The sequence below is a fragment of the Ramlibacter ginsenosidimutans genome (assembly GCF_016654015.1).
GTDB classification, from domain to species: Bacteria; Pseudomonadota; Gammaproteobacteria; order Burkholderiales; family Burkholderiaceae_C; genus Ramlibacter; species Ramlibacter ginsenosidimutans.
In genome coordinates this window covers 1,029,611-1,049,849 of record NZ_JAEPWM010000001.1, presented here as the reverse complement: position 1 = coordinate 1,049,849, position 20,239 = coordinate 1,029,611, and the positions used below count along the sequence as shown (strand labels likewise).

23 protein-coding genes are annotated in these 20,239 nt (G+C 70.4%); 18 read left to right on the top strand and 5 right to left on the bottom strand.

Annotated elements, in window-relative coordinates; genetic code table 11:
• Positions 1-13 precede the first annotated feature (13 nt).
• From ssb to JJB11_RS05160, 5 genes are all read left to right on the top strand, one after another.
• Complete coding sequence (gene ssb / locus JJB11_RS05180) at positions 14-520, top strand: single-stranded DNA-binding protein (protein ID WP_201166811.1); 507 nt, start codon at positions 14-16, stop codon at positions 518-520.
• A gap of 118 nt (positions 521-638) precedes the next feature.
• The gene (locus tag JJB11_RS05175) at positions 639-1,139 is read left to right on the top strand and encodes an arsenate reductase ArsC (RefSeq protein ID WP_201166810.1); all 501 of its coding nucleotides are present in this window, start codon (positions 639-641) and stop codon (positions 1,137-1,139) included.
• Entirely contained in the window at positions 1,136-1,801 is a 666-nt protein-coding gene (locus tag JJB11_RS05170) for an aquaporin (protein WP_201166809.1), read from the top strand. The genes JJB11_RS05175 and JJB11_RS05170 overlap by 4 nt, the downstream gene beginning before the upstream one ends.
• Before the next feature lie 126 nt (positions 1,802-1,927).
• Positions 1,928-2,167: a hypothetical protein gene (locus JJB11_RS05165; RefSeq protein ID WP_201166808.1), complete on the top strand. Its 240-nt coding sequence runs from the start codon at positions 1,928-1,930 to the stop codon at positions 2,165-2,167.
• Positions 2,168-2,332: 165 nt separating this feature from the next.
• Positions 2,333-2,803 carry a hypothetical protein gene (locus JJB11_RS05160; protein ID WP_201166807.1) on the top strand — a complete coding sequence of 157 codons (471 nt, stop codon included), beginning with the start codon at positions 2,333-2,335 and terminating at the stop codon, positions 2,801-2,803.
• Here JJB11_RS05160 and JJB11_RS05155 read toward each other — a convergent pair.
• Positions 2,800-4,062: an alpha/beta hydrolase gene (locus tag JJB11_RS05155; RefSeq protein WP_201166806.1), complete on the bottom strand. Its 1,263-nt coding sequence runs from the start codon at positions 4,060-4,062 to the stop codon at positions 2,800-2,802. The genes JJB11_RS05160 and JJB11_RS05155 overlap by 4 nt on opposite strands.
• 83 nt (positions 4,063-4,145) lie before the next feature.
• Complete coding sequence (gene mnmA / locus JJB11_RS05150; RefSeq protein ID WP_201166805.1) at positions 4,146-5,294, bottom strand: tRNA 2-thiouridine(34) synthase MnmA; 1,149 nt, start codon at positions 5,292-5,294, stop codon at positions 4,146-4,148.
• A 32-nt stretch (positions 5,295-5,326) separates the two neighbouring features.
• Here mnmA and JJB11_RS05145 point away from each other — a divergent pair, with 32 nt between their 5' ends.
• The 8 genes from JJB11_RS05145 (at position 5,327) to JJB11_RS05110 (ending at position 13,677) form a co-directional block, all read left to right on the top strand.
• Positions 5,327-6,604, top strand: a complete 1,278-nt coding sequence (locus tag JJB11_RS05145) for a hypothetical protein (RefSeq protein WP_201166804.1) — start codon at positions 5,327-5,329, stop codon at positions 6,602-6,604.
• 107 nt (positions 6,605-6,711) lie between these two features.
• The gene (locus JJB11_RS05140) at positions 6,712-7,233 is read left to right on the top strand and encodes a GlcG/HbpS family heme-binding protein (protein ID WP_201166803.1); all 522 of its coding nucleotides are present in this window, start codon (positions 6,712-6,714) and stop codon (positions 7,231-7,233) included.
• Positions 7,234-7,267: 34 nt separating this feature from the next.
• Positions 7,268-8,203, top strand: a complete 936-nt coding sequence (locus JJB11_RS05135) for a LysR family transcriptional regulator (protein ID WP_201166802.1) — start codon at positions 7,268-7,270, stop codon at positions 8,201-8,203.
• Positions 8,204-8,262: 59 nt separating this feature from the next.
• Complete coding sequence (tcuA, locus tag JJB11_RS05130; RefSeq protein WP_201166801.1) at positions 8,263-9,669, top strand: FAD-dependent tricarballylate dehydrogenase TcuA; 1,407 nt, start codon at positions 8,263-8,265, stop codon at positions 9,667-9,669.
• Entirely contained in the window at positions 9,656-10,852 is a 1,197-nt protein-coding gene (tcuB, locus tag JJB11_RS05125) for a tricarballylate utilization 4Fe-4S protein TcuB (protein WP_201166800.1), read from the top strand. The genes tcuA and tcuB overlap by 14 nt, the downstream gene beginning before the upstream one ends.
• Before the next feature lie 30 nt (positions 10,853-10,882).
• Entirely contained in the window at positions 10,883-11,671 is a 789-nt protein-coding gene (locus JJB11_RS05120; protein WP_201166799.1) for a class II aldolase/adducin family protein, read from the top strand.
• A 36-nt stretch (positions 11,672-11,707) separates the two neighbouring features.
• Entirely contained in the window at positions 11,708-12,688 is a 981-nt protein-coding gene (locus JJB11_RS05115; protein WP_201166798.1) for a Bug family tripartite tricarboxylate transporter substrate binding protein, read from the top strand.
• A complete protein-coding gene (locus tag JJB11_RS05110) occupies positions 12,685-13,677 on the top strand; it encodes an NAD(P)-dependent oxidoreductase (RefSeq protein WP_201964601.1) in 993 nt (330 codons plus the stop codon). The genes JJB11_RS05115 and JJB11_RS05110 overlap by 4 nt, the downstream gene beginning before the upstream one ends.
• A gap of 9 nt (positions 13,678-13,686) precedes the next feature.
• On the opposite strand, the gene JJB11_RS05105 is transcribed toward JJB11_RS05110, so the two are convergent.
• A complete protein-coding gene (locus JJB11_RS05105) occupies positions 13,687-14,208 on the bottom strand; it encodes an NUDIX hydrolase (protein ID WP_201166797.1) in 522 nt (173 codons plus the stop codon).
• Between the two features lie 55 nt (positions 14,209-14,263).
• On the opposite strand from JJB11_RS05105, the gene JJB11_RS05100 reads away from it, so the two are divergent.
• From JJB11_RS05100 to JJB11_RS05085, 4 genes are read left to right on the top strand one after another with little or no spacing between them, the layout of a single operon-like run.
• Complete coding sequence (locus JJB11_RS05100; RefSeq protein WP_201964600.1) at positions 14,264-15,028, top strand: MotA/TolQ/ExbB proton channel family protein; 765 nt, start codon at positions 14,264-14,266, stop codon at positions 15,026-15,028.
• On the top strand, positions 15,028-15,453 hold the full coding sequence (locus tag JJB11_RS05095; protein WP_201166795.1) for an ExbD/TolR family protein: 426 nt from the start codon (positions 15,028-15,030) through the stop codon (positions 15,451-15,453). Before JJB11_RS05100 ends, JJB11_RS05095 begins: the two co-directional genes overlap by 1 nt.
• A 4-nt stretch (positions 15,454-15,457) precedes the next feature.
• Positions 15,458-15,880, top strand: coding sequence for an ExbD/TolR family protein (locus JJB11_RS05090; RefSeq protein ID WP_201166794.1), 423 nt, complete (start codon positions 15,458-15,460; stop codon positions 15,878-15,880).
• Positions 15,881-15,896: 16 nt separating this feature from the next.
• Positions 15,897-16,457 carry a diguanylate cyclase gene (locus JJB11_RS05085; protein ID WP_201166793.1) on the top strand — a complete coding sequence of 187 codons (561 nt, stop codon included), beginning with the start codon at positions 15,897-15,899 and terminating at the stop codon, positions 16,455-16,457.
• A 10-nt stretch (positions 16,458-16,467) separates the two neighbouring features.
• Here the strand turns inward: JJB11_RS05085 and JJB11_RS05080 are convergent, their stop codons facing one another.
• Both JJB11_RS05080 and JJB11_RS05075 read right to left on the bottom strand, forming a co-directional pair.
• Positions 16,468-17,190 (bottom strand): hypothetical protein, encoded by a 723-nt coding sequence (locus tag JJB11_RS05080; protein ID WP_201166792.1) that lies wholly within the window; start codon positions 17,188-17,190, stop codon positions 16,468-16,470.
• Between the two features lie 65 nt (positions 17,191-17,255).
• Positions 17,256-18,374 carry a metallophosphoesterase gene (locus JJB11_RS05075; protein ID WP_201166791.1) on the bottom strand — a complete coding sequence of 373 codons (1,119 nt, stop codon included), beginning with the start codon at positions 18,372-18,374 and terminating at the stop codon, positions 17,256-17,258.
• Between the two features lie 204 nt (positions 18,375-18,578).
• Here JJB11_RS05075 and JJB11_RS05070 point away from each other — a divergent pair, with 204 nt between their 5' ends.
• Positions 18,579-20,237, top strand: coding sequence for a Re/Si-specific NAD(P)(+) transhydrogenase subunit alpha (locus JJB11_RS05070; protein WP_201166790.1), 1,659 nt, complete (start codon positions 18,579-18,581; stop codon positions 20,235-20,237).
• The last annotated feature ends 2 nt before the right edge of the window (positions 20,238-20,239 follow it).

Sequence of the window (20,239 nt, the reverse complement as noted above, 5' to 3'; positions counted from 1 at the left end):
GAGGAACAGCACCATGGCATCCGTCAACAAGGTCATCATCGTCGGCAACCTCGGCAAGGACCCGGAAGTGCGCACCTTCCCCAGTGGCGGGCGCGTGTGCAACGTCACCATCGCCACCACCGACCGCTGGAAGGACAAGCAGTCCGGCGAGATGAAGGAAGCCACCGAGTGGCACCGTGTCGTCTTCAACGACCGTCTGGCCGAAATCGCCGGCGAGTACCTGCGCAAGGGCTCGCAGGTGTACATCGAAGGCAGCATCCGCACGCGCAAGTACACGGACAAGGACGGCGTCGAGAAGTACGCCACCGAGATCCGCGCCGACACCATGCAGATGCTCGGCAAGCGCGAAGGCATGGGCTCGCCCGGTGGTGACGACGGCGGCTACGACAGTGCGCCGCGGCGCGCCGCCGCACCCAGCCGGGCGCCCGCTCCGGCGGCCGCGCAGCGCTCGGGTGGCGGTGGCGGTGCTGCGAAGCCGGCGTCGGGCTTCGACGACATGGACGACGACATCCCGTTCTGAGGCGGAAGTTCTTGCTGCCAAGGTGCCGGGTGCATCACGCCCCCAGCGGCGTGCGACTGCTGAAGAAGCCGGCGCAGCACGAAGGACGACGGCAAGGCGTGCTGCTGAAGGAACGGGGATGGCCGCGAAGCCGCTGAACGTCCTGTTCCTCTGCACGCACAACTCCGCGCGCAGCATCCTGGCGGAGGCGCTGCTCAATCACCTCGGCGCGGGGCGCTTCCGGGCGTTCTCCGCAGGCAGCAGCCCGCGCGAGAGCCAGCAGCCGAATCCGCTCGCGCTGCAGGTGCTGCGGGAGGCCGGCGTGCCGGCCGACGGCCTGCGCAGCAAGAGCTGGGACGTCTTCGCAGGTCTGGATGCGCCGCAGATGGACCTCGTCATCACCGTCTGCGACAACGCTGCCGGGGAGGTCTGCCCGTATTGGCCCGGGCACCCTGCCACGGCGCACTGGGCTTACCCGGACCCTTCCGAAGTGCAGGGCACGACCGAGGAGAAGCTGGCAGCGTTCCGGCGCACGCTCCAGGCGATGCGCCAGCGACTCGATCTCTTCCTGATGTTGCCGCAGGAGGCGCTGACGCCGCTCTCCATCGAGAAGACTGCCCGCGAGCTCGCTGCGCGATGAAGCATCGGCTGCGCGCCGCCGTGCTCGCGGAGTTCGTGGGGACCGCCATGCTGCTCTGCGCCGTGATCGGCTCCGGCATCATGGCGGAGCGCCTGAGCGGCGGAAATTCGGGCCTTGCGCTGCTTGCCAACACCTTGGCGACGGTGTTCGCGCTGCTGGTGCTGATCGAGACGCTGTGGAGCGTCAGCGGCGCGCATTTCAATCCGGCTGTCACACTGGTGCTGGCCGCCCGCGGGCTCTTCCGGCCCGAGGGCGGGCGGCGCGGCATCCTGCTGTACATCGTCGCGCAGGTGCTGGGAGGTGTCGCCGGGGCGTGGCTGGCGAATGCCATGTTCGACCTGAGCGTGATCGAGTTCAGCAGCAAGGTGCGTTCCGGCTGGGGCCCCTGGCTGGGGGAAGTGGTCGCTACGGCGGGCTTGCTGTTCGTGGTCCTGCAGGCGCCGGCCGGCCGCGGGAGCTTCCTGGTCGCGGCCTACATCGGTGCGGCCTACTGGTTCACCTCCAGCACTTCGTTCGCCAATCCTGCGGCCGTCATCGGACGCATGTTCAGCGACAGCTTCGCGGGCATCGCGCCCGCCAGTGCGGCAGCGTTCATCGCAGCGGAACTCGTGGGCGCCGGCCTCGGCACCGCCCTGGCCATGCTGCTTCGCTCGCCAGAGTAGCGGTCGGCTCGCAGTTCGACTGCCCGTCGTCATCGTGACGAGCGCCTGAGCCGACGCGACCTGCGATGTCGGTCGCCATGCACGCGAGACTGCTAGAACGCAGCCTCCAACTTCCGGAGAGTTTCAGTGGATGCCATCAACGCTGCAGAGGCCTTCATCGCCAGCAACCCGACAGCGACCGAATCGGCCGTCTTGCGCAAGCTGCTGCAGGCGTTGCAGGAAGACTCGGCCTTCGACCTGCACAGCCTGTACGAACTGAACCTCGCCAGCTTCGATCTCGCGATCGATGTGATGAACGCGTGGCGCTTGCAGCGCTACGTGCGCGGCAGGGTCGTCGTCGCTGCCGTGCGTCTCGACCAGCATTGATTGCCGCCGCCCACGAGTTCCTGCTCGTGGCAATCGAGCTGCACGAGCCGCAGGCAGAGACAGGTTGACGGGCGCGTCGCGAACACGAGCGCCCGCCGCGTGCTGGCGGCATGTATCGTTCGGAGGAGTGAGTCCGTGGCGGGCGGAACCCGTTAGATTGCGCCCATGGACATCGACGCAGCGCGCTGGCACTGGCTGCCCGGTCGGCGCATCGCCGGCTACGGCGTGGCGAGCGGCCGCGCGAAGGACAGCCCGTACCCCGCGGGCACGATCGCGCTGCAAGCGCCTTTCTTCCGCGCGCAAGGCGTGGACCTGTCGCCGTATTTTGCGGGCACCCTGAACGTGGATCTGGCGCCGCACACGCCGCCTCCGCCCAGCCCCGCCTTCGACGTCCGCCTGCGCTGGTTCGGCGAACTGGAGGAACGCTTCCTGCTCACGCTCATCGCGCTGCGCCACGCGGGCACTGTGCACGAGGGGCTCTGGTACTACCCGCACCCGGAGACCAAGCCGGCGCATTTCCAGCGTCCCACGGTGGTGGAACTGCTGCTGCCCTGGATCGCGGGCTTGCCCGCGGATGCGATGGTGGAAGTGGGGCTCCGCGACGCGGTCCCGCCTGCCAGCCGCGCGGATTGCTAGCGCCGCAACTGCGGATACACCTGCAGCAGCCGGGTCGCCACGCAGTCCACGTAGTCCTCCGGGATGCTCCACACGCGCGTGCCGACCTTGTTCTTCAGGCAGCGCTGCTGCGGCGGGATGGGGTAGCGCAGCGACAGCATCACGTCGGTGGAGATCACTTCGTTGGCGTACCAGTAGCCGTGCCCTTTCATGCCGCCCATCTCGTGCGCGCCGCGCACGTCCGTGACGTCGACGGCCTGGAAGTGCGGGTTCTCGGCCATCACCGCCAGCTCCTCGGGGCTCAGTTCCTCCAGGTCCTTCAGGTCCGGGTCGCCCAGGCGCGAGGCGCCGGCGATCAGGGATGAGAACCCGAGCGCCCGGTCGGCGCGCGAGAAATACACGATGACCTGCTGCGACAGGTCCAGCGCGGGCTTGACGTGCTCGCGTGCGAAGGTCTTCAGGTCCACGTCCGACGCGGCGAAGATGACGTTGCCGATGCGGAAGCGCTGCTGCAACGCGGCGGCGTCCATGTCGGCATGCTGCTCGCGCAGCTGTGCCAGCGCGGAGGCGAGCAGGGGCGAGCCGCAGCTGTAGGCGAGCAGGTTCACCTGCCGCGCCTGGGTGCGGGACAGCAGGGCGACCATGCGCGCGATCTGCGGGATGGACCGGCGGGCCTGCGGACAATCGCTGACGTAGTTCCAGAACTTGGTATCCGTCGGCCACTGGAAGGTCACCGTGGCGCCCTGGCCCAGGTAGTGCGCGAACGATCCCATCTGCACCGCGACCTCGTCGAAGGTGACGCGGTAGCCGTGCACGTACAGCACCACGGAGCGGTTCGGCGAGCGTGCGATCTGCGCGTCGATGCTGGCGATGAATTCGCGATCGGCCTCGGTGAGCGCGTCGTCGCGCCCCGCCTGCCCCAGCGACTGCACCAGTTCGACGGCGCCGGGACGGGGCTCGTCGACGGTGCTCGCGAGGTCCGAGGCGACCAGCTCCGGCCAGGTCCAGCCCGGCTCGCCCAGGCGCACGGTGGCGATGCCGAGGGTCACGCCGTCGGCCTGATCGTTGCCGAAGTGCTCCGGGCCATCGGTCGCTTGCCGGGTGGTGGCGAAGAAGACCGGCAGCTGCGTCGTCTTCAGCGCCGGCTGCAGGTGGCGCTCGAAGTCGATGCGCGGGTCCTTGATGACGGCGGGCGAGGGCGTCAGGTGCGGCACGACGGGCGCGCAGCCGGCCAGCAGAACGGCCGCCAGCGCGGCGAGGAGTCGACGGGGAGGGGACATGAGGCGCAGTGTCGGCGGCCCGCGCGCCGGTGCTGATTGGACGAAGGTCCGATGGCAGGCGGGCCGGTCCGCCTGCCGGCAGCTCAGGCCGGAGCCTTCGCCGGCGCAGGCACCGCCTCTGCCGCAGCGATCACCCCGCCTCCCAGGCAGACGTCGCCGTCGTAGAGCACTGCGGACTGCCCCGGCGTAACGGCCCACTGCGGGTCGCTGAAGGCGAGGCGGAAGCCCGCGTTGCGGTGCGAGAGCGTGCAGGGCGCGTCCGCCTGGCGGTAGCGCGTCTTGGCCGCATAGTCGCCGGCAACCGGAGCCTCGCCGGCGATCCAGCTCACGTCGTCGGCCTGCAAGGCGTCGGACAGCAGCCACGGATGTTCGTGGCCTTGCACCACCCACAAGGTGTTCTTCGCCACGTCCTTGCGCGCCACGAACCAGGGCGCGTGCTCGCCGCCGCCGCGTTGTGCGCCCTTCTCCTTCACGCCGCCGATGCCCAGCCCCTGCCGCTGCCCCAGCGTATAGAAGGACAGCCCCTGGTGCTGGCCGATGACGCGGCCGCGTTCGTCCTTGATCGGGCCGGGCTCCTTGCTGATGTAGCGGTTCAGGAACTCGCGGAAGGGCCGTTCGCCGATGAAGCAGATGCCCGTCGAATCCTTCTTCTTCGCGTTCGGCAGCCCGATCTGCTCGGCGAGCTGGCGCACCACCGTCTTGCGCAGCTCGCCGACGGGGAACAGCGTCTTCGCGAGCTGCGCCTGGTTCAGGCGATGCAGGAAGTAGCTCTGGTCCTTGCTGTCGTCGAGTCCCTTCAGCAGCTCGTAGCGCACGAGATTGCCGCCGAGGTCACGCTCGCGCACGCGCGCGTAGTGGCCGGTGGCGATCTTCTCGGCGCCCAGGCGCATCGCGTGGTCCAGGAAGGCCTTGAACTTGATCTCCGCGTTGCACAGCACGTCCGGGTTCGGCGTGCGGCCGGCCTGGTATTCGCGCAGGAACTCCGCGAAGACGCGGTCCTTGTATTCGGCCGCGAAGTTGACGTGCTCGATCTCGATGCCGATCACGTCGGCCACGGCCGCGGCGTCGACGAAATCCACGTTGGAGGAGCAGTACTCGCTGTCGTCGTCGTCTTCCCAGTTCTTCATGAACAGGCCGACGACCTCGTAGCCGTGCTTCTTGAGCAGCCACGCGCTGACCGCGGAGTCCACGCCTCCGCTCAGACCGACGACGACGCGTGGTTTGCGACCCATGTATGCGATTATCCCAGCGGACCCTTGCCCTCATGCTGTCCAAGCCCAACTCCGTGCGCCTGCCGCGGGACCGCATCTCGCCCGGCGGCATCGCAGCCAGCGGCTTGCTGCACATCGCGCTGCTGTGGCTGCTGCTGCAGTACGCGCCGGTGCAGCAGGCCGTGCGCTACGTCGTGGTCCAGGCGCTGCGGCCCGCCAGCCCGCCGGCTCCGGTCGCGCCTGCGCCCAGCCGTGCGATCACCTTGCCCGCCAACCCGCGCAGCGCGGGAGACCCGCTCTCCGTCTTCACCATGCGGCCGGAGTCCAGCGTTCCCCTGCAGGCGACGGACACGCTTCCGGACAGCTTGCAGTTGCACCAGCCGAAGCGGCAGCCCCAGCGCCGCGAGACGCCGCGTTCCACCCCGGAGGCCGCGCCGGCGCCGCGCGTGCGCACCGAAACCGCTGTGAAGCCGCCGAAGGTCGAGCCGGAGCCTGCGCCCGTTCCCGAGGTGACTGCGCCGGCGCCAGCGCCGGAGGTCGCCGCGCCCGCGCCGCCCGAGCCCGTGCCCGAGTCCGTTCCGGCGCCAGCTCCCGTGCCTGTGCCCATCCCTGTGCCTGCACCCGCACCCGCGCCGGTCCCGGTGCCTGCGCCGGCGCCCCTTCCGGCGCCCGAGCCTGCGCCCGTACCCGAGCCCGCACCCGCACCTGTGCCCGCCCCCGCACCTGTGCCCGCACCTGCCCCGGTGCCCGCGCCCGCTCCAGTTCCCGCACCGGCGCCGGAGCCCGCACCCGCCCCTGCGCCGCCCGCACCGGCTCCCGTGCCGGCACCTCCTGCTCCTGCGCCGGTGCCCGCCCCGCCTGCACCCGTTCCCGCGCCACCGGCCGCAGCGACTGCGCCGGTCGCACCGGCGCCGCCTGCGACCGTGAGCAGCCCGGGACCGGCAGTGCCCGGACCCGCGTCCGCTGCGCCGGCCGGACCCGCCGCGGCGCAGCCGGGGAACGGAACGCCCGGACCGGCCGCTGCGCCCGGCTGGGGTCCGCCTGGCGTGGCGCCGCCCGCACCGCGTCCGGCCTTGCCGCCCGCACCCGTGATCCTGCCGCCGTCGCCGCGCGCGATCGTGCCCGGCCCCTGGAACACGCAGCGCCGCAGCCTCGCCGACATGGCGAACGAGCAGTTGCGGCGCGAACGCAAGGATCCGTTCGAACAAGGCGTCGAGGGGGCGGGACGCGACGACTGCCTGCACGCCCCCGCGCAAGAGCCCCGGGCCGGCGGCCTGCTGCAGGCGCCGGTCGTGATCGGCCGGGCGCTCTCGGGCAACTGCGCCAAATAGTCCCGCGATCGCGCCTATCACTTACCCGGATGACCGGGCGCTGCCGTCCCCCTACAGTGCGCCGGTCACCGGACCGGCGGCGCCCACCAGTCACCACGGAGAAGTGCATGAGACAGACCCCCGTCGCGGCCGCGGCCGCCCTCGCCTTGTTCCTGGCCTGCAGTACCGCCAGCGCGCAGCAACCGGCCAATCCGCTCGACGCGATTCCCGAGAAGATTCCGTTCGACGTTCCCTACGGCGCTCCCATCGGCCTCGAGCGCGCGGACGCCCTGATCAACGCGGCGCTGGCCGAGGCGCACCGCCACGACTGGAAGCTGGTCTGCACCGTGGTCGATTCGGGGGCGAACCTGGTCGCCCTCAAGCGGATGGACGGCGCGCAGCTCGCCTCCATCGCGATCGCGGAACACAAGGCGCGCGTGGCGGCCACGTACCGCCGCGAGACCAAGGCCTTGGAAGCCGGCGTGCAGGGCGGGTTCAACTATCTCCTCACGCTCGACGACGTCATCGCCGCGCGCGGCGGCATCCCGCTGGTGGAGGGCGGGCGCCTGGTCGGTGCGATCGGCTGTTCCGGTGGCACCGGTTCGCAGGACGAGGTCGGCGCGAAGGCGGGCGCAGCGGCGCTGCGCTGAGACCCCGGCGGCGGGGCGCGGTTACCCTAGTCGCATGGAACTGAGGCAGTTGCGCTACTTCGCGCGCGTCGTGGAGCTCGGCTCGATGAGCCGTGCCGCCCTCGACCTGGGCGTCGTGCAGTCGGGCCTCAGCCAGCAGATCAGCCGCCTGGAGAGCGAGTTGTCCACCCGGCTCCTGCAACGCAGCGCCAAGGGCGTGGCCCCTACCGAGGCCGGCCTCGCCTTCTTCCGCGAGGCGCAGCTCGCCCTGCGCCACGCCGACGAGGCGAGCCGCGCGGCGCAGCAGGCGCGCCTGTCCGGCAGCGTCAGCGTGGGCCTGGCGCCGACCACCGCCTCCGTGCTCGGCCTGCCGCTGATGCGCGCGGTGGGAGAGCGCTACCCCGACGTGCGGCTGCACATGGTGGAGAGCCTCTCCGGCCATCTCTCCACGATGCTGAACGCGCGCCAACTCGATCTCGCCGTGCTGTTCGACACGCACCCGGCGCGCCGCTGGAGCGTGACGCCGCTGCTGCGCGAGAAGCTGTTCGTGATCCAGTCGCGCCGGCATGGGCAGGCGCTGCCGCCGCGCGTGCGGCTGCGGGAGCTGAAGGGCATGCGGCTGATCCTGCCCAGCGCGGGCCACGGCTTGCGCAGCACGCTCGACGCGGCGTTCGGGCGCGCGCGGCTCAAGCCCGCCGTGACGACCGAGATCGATTCGCTCACCATGCTGATGGACGCGGTGGCCGCGGGCCTAGGCGCGACCATCCAGCCCTGGGCGGCGCTGGGGCGCTTCGCCGATGCGCAGGAGCGCTTCCAGCTCGCCGAGATCGCCGACGCCCAGGCCGTGCGCCTGAACTCGCTGTGCAGCCTCTCGGACGACGAGCTCTCGCCCGCGGCGCTGGCGGTGCGGGTGGCGCTGGCCGCCTGCGTGCGCGAGCTTGTGGAGGCGGGGCAGTGGGGCGGGGCGCGGCTGGCCCATCACGATTCGTGATACCCCCGTGAGCGCGGCAGGCTTCCCGTACCCGCGCGCAGGCCCTAGAGTCGCGGCCCATGATCGATGTGCTCGTGATCGGCGGCGGCAACGCCGCCCTGTGCGCTGCGCTGATGGCCCGCGAGGCCGGCGCGAGCGTGCTCCTGCTGGAGTCCGCCCCGCGCGAATGGCGCGGCGGCAATTCGCAGCACACCCGCAACCTGCGCTGCATGCATGACGCGCCGCAGGACGTCCTGCTGGACGCGTACCCGGAGGAGGAGTTCTGGCAGGACCTGCTCAAGGTCACCGGCGGCGCGACCGACGAGAAGCTCGCCCGGCTCACGATCCGCGCCTCCTCCACCTGCCGGCCGTGGATGCGCCGGCACGGCGTGCGCTTCCAGCCCTCGCTGGCCGGCACGTTGCACCTGTCGCGCACCAATGCCTTCTTCATGGGCGGCGGCAAGGCGCTGGTCAACGCGTACTACCGCAGCGCGGAGACCCTCGGCGTGCAGGTGCGCTACGACGCGCCGGTGGATCGCCTCGAGCTGCGCGACGGCCGCTTCCTCGCGGCGTACGTCGGCAATGAACGGATCGAGGCGAAGGCCTGCGTGCTCGCCTGCGGCGGCTTCGAGTCGAATCGCGAGTGGATGCGCGAGGCCTGGGGGCAGAACGAGCGCGGCGAGTGGCCGGCCGACAACTTCCTGATCCGCGGCACCCGCTTCAACCAGGGCACGCTGCTGAAGTTCATGATGGGGCAGGGCGCCGACATCATCGGCGACCCGTCGCAGTCGCACTGCGTCGCCATCGACGCCCGTGCGCCGCTGTACGACGGCGGCATCGTCACGCGCGTGGACGCGGTCTCGCTCGGCGTGATGGTCAATCGCGACGGCGTGCGCTTCTACGACGAGGGCGAGGACTTCTGGCCCAAGCGCTACGCGATCTGGGGCCGGCTCGTCGCCCTGCAGCCCGGGCAGATCGGCTACTGCATTATCGACAGCAAGGCGGTCGGCCGCTTCATGCCGCCCGTGTTCCCCGGCGTGCGCGCCGACAGCCTGCCGGAACTCGCCCGTGCCATGGGACTGCCCGAGGCCGCGTTCCTGAAGACGCTGGCCGACTTCAACGCGGCCTGCCGCGTCGGCCACTTCGACCACACGGTGCTGGACGACTGCCACACCGAGGGGCTTGCGCCGATGAAGTCGCACTGGGCGCGGCCCATAGCCACGCCGCCCTTCCTCGGCTATGCGCTGCGTCCCGGCATCACCTTCACCTATCTCGGATTGAAAACGAACGAACATGCCGCCGTGCACTTCGGCGGCCAGCCCAGCGACAACCTGTTCGTCGCGGGCGAGATGATGGCCGGCAACGTGCTGGGCAAGGGCTACACGGCCGGCGTCGGCATGAGCATCGGCACGGCCTTCGGGCGGATCGCCGGCACCAGCGCCGCCGCCGCGGCCGGACTGCGGGAGGTGCGGCATGCAGCAGCTTGAAGCGCTCACCCGCGACGCGGTCGCACTCGCCAACGGTGCGCTGCCGCTCAGCGCCAACGAGGCTGAAGCTGCCCGTCAACTGCAGATCTGCAACGCCTGCCGCTACTGCGAGGGCTTCTGCGCGGTGTTCCCCGCGATGACGCGCCGCCTGGAGTTCGGCCGGGCCGACGTGCACTACCTGGCCAACCTCTGCCACAACTGCGGCGCCTGCCTGCACGCCTGCCAGTACGCGCCGCCACATGAATTCGCGGTTGCCTTTCCGCAGGCAATGGCGAAGGTGCGCGGGGAAACCTACCAGCACTACGCGTGGCCGGCGGCCTTCGGCGCGCTGTACCGGCGCAACGGCCTGGCCGTGGCGCTCGCGCTCGCCGCTGCGCTGGCGCTCTTCCTCGTGCTGGCGATGCGCATGGCCGGCCCGGCCTGGACGCAGCCGCTCGCAGGCAACTTCTACGCGATCTTCCCGCACGCGTTCCTGGCCACGCTGTTCGGCGTGGTGTTCCTGTTCGCCGTGCTGGCGCTCGCGCTGGGCGCGCGTCGCTTCTGGCGCGAGGTGTCGCCGGCGCGGGACCTGCCGCCCGGGCAGGAACCGCTGCTGGCTGCGGCGCGTGCGCCTGCGGCAGCGCAGGCCGCCCACGACGTCGCTGCGCTCACCTACCTCGAAGGCGGTCACGGCGACGGCTGCACCAACGAGGACGACCGCTACTCGCTGGCGCGCCGGCGCCTGCACCATCTCACCTTCTACGGCTTCCTCCTGTGCTTCGCCGCCACCTGCGTGGCCACGCTCTACCACTACGTCTTCGGATGGGAAGCGCCGTACGCCCTCACCAGCCTGCCCGTGGTGCTCGGCACGGTGGGCGGGCTCGGCCTGCTGGTGGGGCCCGCCGGCCTGTTCTGGCTCGGGATGCGGCGCCATCCGCTGCAGGGCGATGCGGGACAGCGGCCCATGGACCGCGCCTTCATCGCGCTGCTGCTGCTCACCAGCGCGACCGGGCTGGCGCTGCTCGTGCTGCGCGACACCGCGGCGATGGGCGCGCTGCTCGCCGTGCACCTCGGCGTGGTGATGGCCTTGTTCCTCACCCTGCCTTACGGCAAGTTCGCGCACGGCGTGTTCCGCAGCGCCGCGCTCTGGAAGTACGCGATCGAGAAGCGCCTGCCCGGCCGCTTGCAGCTGGGCGCCGACTGAACGAACATGGACGCAAGGCAAGGAGGAGCCATGAAACGACCCGGCGTGCTGGAGATCCCGTCGATGAAGGGCCGCTGTTCCGACGCCGAGTGGCAGGCGCGGGTGGATCTCGCGGCGTGCTACCGGCTGGTGGATCTCTACGGCATGTCCGACATGATGGCGAACCACATTTCGATGCGGGTGCCGGACGAGGAGGGCGCCTTCCTGATCAACCCCTACGGGATGATGTACGAGGAGATCACGGCCTCCTGCCTGATCAAGGTGGATATCGAGGGCAACATCCTGTCCCGGCCGGACTTCGGCGCGCTGAACTACGGCGTCAACCGCGCCGGCTACGTGATCCACAGCGCGATCCACCAGGCGCGGCCCGAAGTGGGCTGCATCATCCACACGCACAGCTGGGCGTCGATGGCGGTGTCGGCGCTGGACTGCGGACTGCTGCCGATCACGCAGACCGCGATGCGCTTCCTGAAGATCGGCTACCACGAGTACCAGGGCGTGGTGCTCGACGACTCCGAGAAGGCGTCGCTGATCGCGGACCTCGGGCAGGGGGAGGCGGTCATCCTGCGCAACCACGGGGCGCTGGTCGTCGGCCGGACCGCAGGCGAATGCTTCAACTGGACGCACCGGCTCGAGCTGGCCTGCCGCTCGCAGATCGGCGCCATGTCCTGCAACACGAAGCTGCGGCCGGTGCCGCCGGACGTGCTGGAAGAAACCTGGAACAACTACCAACCCGGAACGCGCAGGCCGTATGGCCTGATGGAGTGGCCGGCGCTGCTGCGCAAGCTGGACCGGCTCGATCCGGGCTACCGCGACTAGCCCGCTGGCGCGGCAACACGAACCGAGGGGGAACGCATGAAGTATCCCGTGGTACCGACCCGCCGCGACGTGCTCGTCGCCCTGGCAGCCGCCGCCAGCGCGCCGTTCGCCGCCGCGCAGGCCGGCGACTGGCCGAACCGGCCCGTGCGCGTGCTGGTCGCGTTCACGGCCGGCGGCACGACGGACATCCTCGCCCGGGCGGTGAGCCAGAAGCTCTCCGAGCGCTACCAGCAGGCATTCGTCGTGGACAACAAGCCCGGCGCCGGCGGCAACCTCGGCACCGAGCTCGCAGCCCACGCGGCGCCGGACGGCTACACCTTCATCGTCGATTCGGTCGGGCCGATCGCCGTCAATCCTTCGCTGTACAAGAAACTCAACATCGATCCGCTGGCGGACCTCGTGCCGGTCGTGCAGATCGCGGACGTGCCCAACGTGCTGGTGGTCCATCCCTCGGTGCCCGCCAACACCCTGGAGGAACTGGTCGCGTACGCAAGGGCGAACCCCGGCAAGCTCAATTACAGCTCCACGGGCATAGGCACCTCCTCGCACCTGTCGGGCTTCATGCTCAGCCAGCGCAGCGGCGCCGAGACGACGCACGTGCCGTACAAGGGCGCCGATGCGCTCAAGGACTTGCTGGCCGGCCGCGTCCAGTTCATGTTTGCCACCATCCCCTGGGTGATCCAGCAGATCCGCGCGGGCACCCTGCGCGCGCTGGCCGTGAGCAGCGCGAAGCGTTCGCGTTCGCTGCCCGACGTGCCGACGGTGGCGGAGCGGGGCTTCCCCGGCTTCGAGGCGGGCTCGTGGTTCGGCTTCTTCGCGCCGCGCGGTACACCCGAGGCGGTGATCGCGGAACTGAACAAGGCGGTGAACGAGGCCCTGCCGGCGCTCGAGGCGCAGATGGTGCGCGAGGGCGCCGACCCGGTGGGCGGGTCGCCGAAACAGTTCGCCGCGTTCGTGCAGAAGGAGCACGACAAGTGGAAGGCGATCGTGCGCGAATCGAAGGCGACCGCCGAGTGAGCCCCGGCCGCGCGGGACCGCTGCGCATCCTGCTGTCCGTGCAGGCCGCCCGCGAGCTGCGCGAGGACATCGCGCGCGTTCTCACCGGCATCCCGCACACGCTCTGCATGCCGGACGAGGGCGACGCGGACCTCGCCTTCGTGTCGCGCGACGTCACGGGACTCTCGACCAAGCACACCATCCTGCCGGAGACGGCGCGCTTCTATGCCGCGCTCGCCGGTTCGCCCGCGCTGCAGTGGACGCACGTGCACTCGGCAGGAGCGGATCGCGCGATCTACCAGCAGCTGCTCGCGCGCGGCGTGCAGGTGACCACGTCCTCGGGTGCGAACGCGCTGGTGGTCGCGCACACCGCGCTTGCCGGACTGCTGGCGCTCGCGCGGCGGCTGCCGCAGCTCCTGCAGGCGCAGCAGCAGCGCCGCTGGGCCTCGCTGATGGGCGACACGCTGCCGCGCGACCTGGAGGGGCAGCACGTCGTCATCGTGGGCTGGGGGCCGATCGGCCAGCACCTCGGGCGCATGCTGCTGGCGCTCGGCCTGCGCGTGACGGTGGTGCGTCAGCAGGCGCAGTCCGCCGGGGCGGACGTCCTCACCGTGCCGGCCAGCCGCTGGCGCGCGACGCTGCCCGGCGCCGACTGGCTGGTGCTGGCCTGTCCGCTGACCGCGCAGACCGAGGGCATGGTCGACGCGCAGGCGCTGGCGCTGCTGCCTGCGCATGCGCAGCTCGTGAACGTGTCGCGCGGCGAGATCGTGGACCAGCCTGCGCTGGTCGAAGCGCTGCGCTCGGGCCGGCTGGCCGGCGCCTTCCTCGACGTGTTCGCGCAGGAGCCGCTGCCGGCCGACTCGCCGCTGTGGACGCTGGCCAACGTGATCGTCACCCCGCACAGCGCCGGGATTTCCGACGGCAATGCGGCCCGCGTGCGGCGCATGTTCGTGGACAACCTGCGCCGCTGGCGCGCGGGTGAGCCGCTGCACAACCTCGCCCGGCCATGAGCGCCGGATTCAGCGCCCTTCGCCGTCGCCGCCCTCGCTGTCCCGCTCCCAGCCCGGCCCGCGGATGCTCGGGTCCGAGTGGATCGCCTCCAGCGGGTAGCGCACGCCGGCCAGGTAATCCTCCAGGCAGCGCAGCACCAGCGGGCTGCGGTGGCGCGCGGCGGTCGCGCGCAGTTCCTCGGGCGTCATCCAGAGCGTGCGGACGATGCCGTGGTCCAGCGGCCGTCCCTTCTCCTCGGCGCCGAGTTCGCCAGTGAAGGCGAAGCGCAGGTAGGTGATGTCCTCGCCCGTGGTGGCGCGCTGGAAGCGGGAGATGTAGACGCCGAGCAGCTGCGTCGGCCGGAAGTGCCAGGCGGTTTCCTCCAGCGCCTCGCGCGCGCAGCCCTCGGCCGGCGTCTCGCCCGGATCCAGGTGGCCCGCGGGATTGTTGATGCGCAAGCCCTCGGAAGTTTCTTCCTCGATCATCAGGAAGCGCCCGTCCCGCTCGATCACGGCGGCGACGGTGACGCTCGGTCGCCATCGTTGGTCCATGGCGCATTATCTTGTTCTTCAGCAGAATGAGGGCCTCGCAGGCCCCGCCCCATCCATGCACCGACCCGCTGCCGCGTCGTTCCCCGTCCTCGCCCTCCTCGCCGCGGGAAGCGCCGCGGCGCAGTCCGCACTGCCGGTGATCCAGGCGCCGCCCGCGCCGGCGAATCCCTACGGGTTCGCCGCGCTCTGGGCCCAGGGCGACATCGTGTCGCGCGCGACCATCGTGCTGCTGGTGCTGATGTCGCTGGCCAGCTGGTACGTGCTGTTCTCCAAGCTACTCGCGCAGTCGCGCATGGGAGGCCACGGCCGCGCCGCCAACGCCAGCTTCTGGAAGGCCGACACCGTGCAGCAAGGGGCCAAGGCCTTGCAGCCGGGCAGCCCGTACCGCTTCATCGCGGAGTCGGCGATAGCCGCCACGCGCAAGCACGATGGCCTGCTCGGGAAAGTGGATCTCAACACCTGGGTGGCGCAAAGCATCGAACGCGCCGTCGGCACGGTGCACAGCCGCACGCAGGAAGGGCTGGCCGTGCTCGCCACGGTGGGCTCCACGGCGCCCTTCGTCGGCCTGTTCGGCACGGTCTGGGGCATCTACAACGCGCTGGTGCGCATCGGTGCTTCGGGCCAGGCTTCCATCGACAAGGTCGCCGGGCCGGTGGGCGAGGCGCTGATCATGACGGCCATCGGGCTGGCGGTCGCGGTGCCGGCGGTGCTCGGCTACAACTGGCTGGTCCGCCGCAACAAGGTGGCGATGGACACGGTGCGCGCCTTCGGCTCGGACCTGCATACCGTGCTGCTGGCCACCGGCAGCCAGGGCGCCTGATGGCGATCCGCTTTGCCGACCCGCAGGACGGCGAGGATGCGCTGATCGCCAGCATCAACACCACGCCGCTGGTGGACGTGATGCTGGTGCTGCTGATCATCTTCCTCATCACCATCCCGGTCGTGAACAGCTCCATCGCGGTGAACCTGCCGCGCGAGGAAAACCCGCGTCGCGACCCGCAGCAGGAGGACGTGATCGTCACCGTCGATGCGCAGGGCGCGATCTACTGGTTCGACACCCGCCTGCCGGATGCGGAGAGCCTGCGCACGCTGCTGGTGAAGATCGCGGCGATGCAGCCGCAGCCCGAGCTGCACATCCGTGGCGACGCGCGCGCGGAGTACGACGCCGTCGGACGCGTCGTGCTGGCGGCGCAGCAGGCCGGCATCGCCCGCGTGGGCTTCCTCACCGAACCGCCGGCGCGCTGAAGCCATGCACATCCGCGCCGGCACCGAGGCCGATCCCGAACCGATCGCCGACATCAACACCACGCCGCTGGTGGACGTGCTGCTGGTGTTGCTGGTGATGTTGATCATCACCATTCCCATCCAGCTGCAGGCCGTCGGCCTGGAGATGCCGGGCCGCCACTCGCCGCCGCCGCCCGTACCGCCCGTGGTGGCGCAGCTGGACATCGATGCGGCCGGCCGCTTCCTGTGGAACGGCGAGCCGCTGGCCGACCGCGCCGCGCTGGAAGCCAAGCTGCGCGAAGCCGCGCACGAGGCGAACCCGCCCGAGATCCATGTTCGGCCGGATCGCCGCGCGAAGTACGAGGCCGTGGCCGCGGCGCTCACCAGCGCGCAACGCGAAGGGCTGGTGAAGATCGGGATCGTGGGCATGGAGCAGTTCGCGCCATGAGCCAACCGGAGGATTGATGCCTGTCGAGGATGCCGCCCGCTGGTTGCTGATGGTTGTGGTGATTCCGCTGTGGGTCCTCGCCGGCGTCGCCGACTGGTGGTGCCATCGCCGCACGGACATCGCGCACACCAGCGGCTGGCCGGAGAACGTCTTCCACTGGGTGCTGCTCGCCGAAGGCGGCGCAGCCTTGCTGGCGGTCGCGCTGCTCGAGATCGACGCGGCGGTGCTGCTGCTGGTGTTCGCGTGCTTCCTGGCGCACGAGGTCACGACGTGGATCGAGCTGCGCTACACGACGCCCTTGCGCGAGGTGCAGCCCGGCGAGCAGATGGTGCACAGCTTCATGGAGATCCTGCCGCTGCTGCTGCTGGCACTCGTTGCCGTCATCGGCTGGGACCGGGTGGCCGGCTTGTTCGAGGCGGGTGCGCCCGACTTCGCGCTGGCGCTCAAGGCCGAGCCCTGGCCTGCGAGCTACCTTGTGGGCCTCGGCTGCGCGGTGCTGCTGCTGAACGTGCTGCCGCTGGCCGAAGAAGGCTGGCGCTGCGCGCGTGCGGCGGCCGGAGCCGGTCGCGCGCGCTGAGCGTCGCCGCTCAGGCCTCGTACTCCGGCGCGCCCTGCACCCAGATGAACGACTGCAGGTCGATCATGTCGCGCGCCTGGAAGCCGGGCTTGCGGTCCAGGTCGCGCCGCACCACCGCCGCGAAGGTCAGCAAGTCCTGGTAGCGGGCCCAGGACGGCGTGGGGTGATAGGACAGTGCATAGCCATACAGCTGCGCCGCCTTGCGCGTGGAGCGCGGCTTGCAGAACAGGTGCCGGTCCGGCCGCGCGATGAAGCCGAACACGGTCGCCACCGGCCAGGTCAGCACCTTGCTTTTGCGCTGCGGCAAGTCGGCCAGCGCCTCGAGCCAGTCGCTGAAGCGCCGCTGCGGCGAGCCGTGGCCATAGAGGAAGGCGTAGAGCTCGGTGGCGAACAGGCGCGCGCCCGCCGGCGACTTCACCGCATCGCGCAGGGCCATGCGGTCGAACGAGAACAGCAGGTTGGAGCGCGCCTCGATGCGAACCGCCGCATCGGCGATCGCGCGGAACTCGCCGCGCGCCAGCAGCTTGCGAAAGGCTGCGGGCGCCAGTTCGGCTTCCCATTCGAGATGGGCGCGCTCCTTGTGAGAGCGCTCGGCGACGAGGTAGGTCTCGTCCTCGAAGCCATCGGGGTAGAACAGTTCGAATTTACGGCGGCACTGCGCCGCGCCGAGGTAGATGACGTTGGAAGCGCCGGCGCCGGCGAGGGGGAAGGGGAGGAAAGCTGCGCGTGCCATGAGGTCAGTGTTGGGTAGCCACGAAGCTCAGCCACGTCGGACAACGCGCCGCCGGCCTGTAGGAGTCAGGCTGACGCCGCCAGAAGCAACTCGGCAATTTCAGATGGTGCACCAATCCGCTTCGGCGGACCCCAGTAACCGGTGCCACGGCTGACATAGATGCTCAAACGGCCGAGCTGGTGCAGCCCGGCCGTGTAAGGCTGTTGCAGCGGAACGAAGAAGGTCCAGGGCAGGAACTGCCCGCCGTGCGTGTGCCCCGAGAGCTGCAGGTCGAAGCCCGCCGCCTGCGCCGCAGGTGCGCTACGTGGCTGGTGCGCGAGCAGCACGCGCGGCGCACCGTCGGGAGCGCCCGCGAGTGCGGCGGCCGGATCGCTGCGATGCGCCTCGTCGAAGTGGTGTCCGGTGTAATCGGTCACGCCGGCCAGCACCAGGTGCGCGCCCTCGTGGCGCAGCACGACGTGCTCGTTGTGCAGCACGCGGATGCCCAGGCGCTGGAGTTCATCGACCCAGCCATGCACGCCGGAGTAGTACTCGTGATTGCCCGTTACGAAGTACACGCCATGTCGCGCCCGCAGCAGGGCCAGCGGCGCGACGTGCGCGCGCAGCTCGGCGACCGAGCCGTCGACCAGGTCGCCGGTGATTGCGACCACGTCCGCATCCAGCGCGTTCACGCGGTCCACGATGGCTTGCAGGTACTCGTGCTTGATCGTCGGTCCCACGTGGATGTCGCTGATCTGGACGATTCGAAAGCCCGCGAGCGCGTCCGGCAGGTCCGCCAGCGGCACCGTCACGCGTCGCACGCGGGCCGGGCGGCGCGCATTGACGAAGCCGACGGCGCTGAGCGCGAGCGCGAGCAAGGGCGCGGCCGCCGCCGTGTCCTCGGCCAGGGCGGGACTCGCCACGCCGGCGAGGTGGGCTGCAAGCAGCACGAGGTCGCGCAGCACCGTGAGCACCAGCAGGGAAGAGAAGAGACCCATGAACAGCATGCCCACCCAGGTGAGCCGGTCCGCCGCGGGCGGGCGCAGCAGCCGGCGCGCAAGCAGCCCCGAGGGGACCAGCGCCGCCGAGGCGAGCAGGACCAGCGCCAGCGCGATGCCCCCCGCGACGGGGAGTGCGGTCACCAGGCGCAGGGCGATATAAAGGTGCAGCGCCGCGGAGAGCGCGAAGACGGTGGGCAGGGACATGGGTGAGGCGTGGGCGGCGGCTGGACGGAGTCCGGCGTCGCCTGGGAAGAACACATGGTAGGCGGCATCGGCCAGGCTTGCCCGCGGTCAAGCGCTTCCCGCGCGAACAGGCCTTAGAGTGGTCGCGGAGCTCGACAAGCCTTCATGTAAGCTTGGGTTCAGCTCCAGAAAATCAACAGCTCCCCCAATCGAGGAGAAGAGTTCATGCAAACCGCTGCTACTGCCGCGCCGTCGGTGGGTGAATCCCCCGTTGCGCTCGCAACGCAACCCGCCGCGGCGCCCCTGCTGATCGGCGTTCCCAAGGAAACGGCGCCGGGCGAGAAGCGCGTTGCCACCGTCCCCGAAGCGGTCGTCAAGCTCGTCAAGCTCGGATTCGCGGTCGCGGTTGAAAGTGGCGCCGGCGCTGCGGCCAACTTCGCCGACGACACGTATCGCGAAGCCGGCGCCCAGGTGGTGACCGACGCGGCGCAGCTCTGGTCGCGCGCCGACATCGTGTTCAAGGTGCGCCCGCCGACGCCGCAGGAAGTGGGCATGCTGCGCCGGGGCGCGACGCTGATCGGCTTCATCTGGCCGGCGCAGAACCCCGAGCTGATGCAGCAGCTGGCCGGACGCGGCGTCACCGTGCTGGCGATCGACTCGCTGCCGCGCCAGCTCTCTCGGGCGCAGAAGATGGACGCGCTGACCTCCATGGCGGGTGTCAGCGGCTATCGCGCGGTGATCGAGGCGGCCAACGCCTTCGGCCGCTTCTTCAATGGCCAGGTGACTGCCGCGGGCAAGATCCCGCCGGCACGCGTCTTCATCGCCGGTGCCGGCGTCGCCGGCCTGGCTGCGATCGGCACTGCCGCGAATCTCGGCGCGATCGTGCGCGCCAACGACACGCGCGCCGAAGTGGCCGACCAGGTCGTGTCCCTGGGCGGCGAATTCGTCAAGGTCGACTACGAGGAAGAAGGCTCGGGCGGCGGCGGCTACGCCAAGGTGATGAGCGAAGGCTTCCAGCAGGCACAGCGCGAGATGTATGCGCGCGAGGCCAAGGACGCGGACATCATCATCACGACCGCACTGATTCCGGGCAAGCCGGCGCCGAAGCTGATCACCGCGGAGATGGTGCGCAGCATGAAGCCCGGCAGCGTGATCGTCGACATGGCCGCCGAGCAGGGCGGCAACTGCGAACTGACCGAGCCCGGCCAGGCCGTGGTGAAGCACGGCGTCACCATCGTCGGCTACACCGACCTGGTCAGCCGCCTGGCCAAGCAGTCGTCGACCCTCTATTCGAACAACCTGCTGCGCCTGGCCGAAGAGCTGTGCAAGGCCAAGAACGGCCGCATCGACGTCAACATGGACGACGACGCCATCCGCGGGCTCACCGTGATCAAGGACGGCAACATCACCTGGCCGCCCCCGCCGCCCAAGATTCCGGCAGCGGCGGCCAAGCCCAAGTCCGCCGCGCCGGTGGCCGCGCCCAAGGGCCACGGCCACGGCGCCAGCGAACCGATGGCGGCCAAGTCGCTGGCCATCGTGTTCGGCGTCGGCGCGCTGCTGTTCCTGCTGGTCGGGCTGTACGCGCCCGCGACCTTCCTGTCGCACTTCGTGGTGTTCGTGCTGGCGTGCTTCATCGGCTACATGGTGATCTGGAACGTGACGCCTTCTCTGCACACGCCCCTCATGAGCGTGACCAATGCGATCTCGTCGATCATCGCCATCGGCGCGCTGATCCAGGTCGCGCCGCCGCTCAGTGGCGCCGGGGCCGACCGGCCCAGCCAGCTGATCCTGGGCCTCGCCGTGTTCGCGCTCGCGCTCACGGCCGTCAACATGTTCGGCGGCTTCGCGGTCACGCGTCGCATGCTGGCGATGTTCCGCAAATAAGA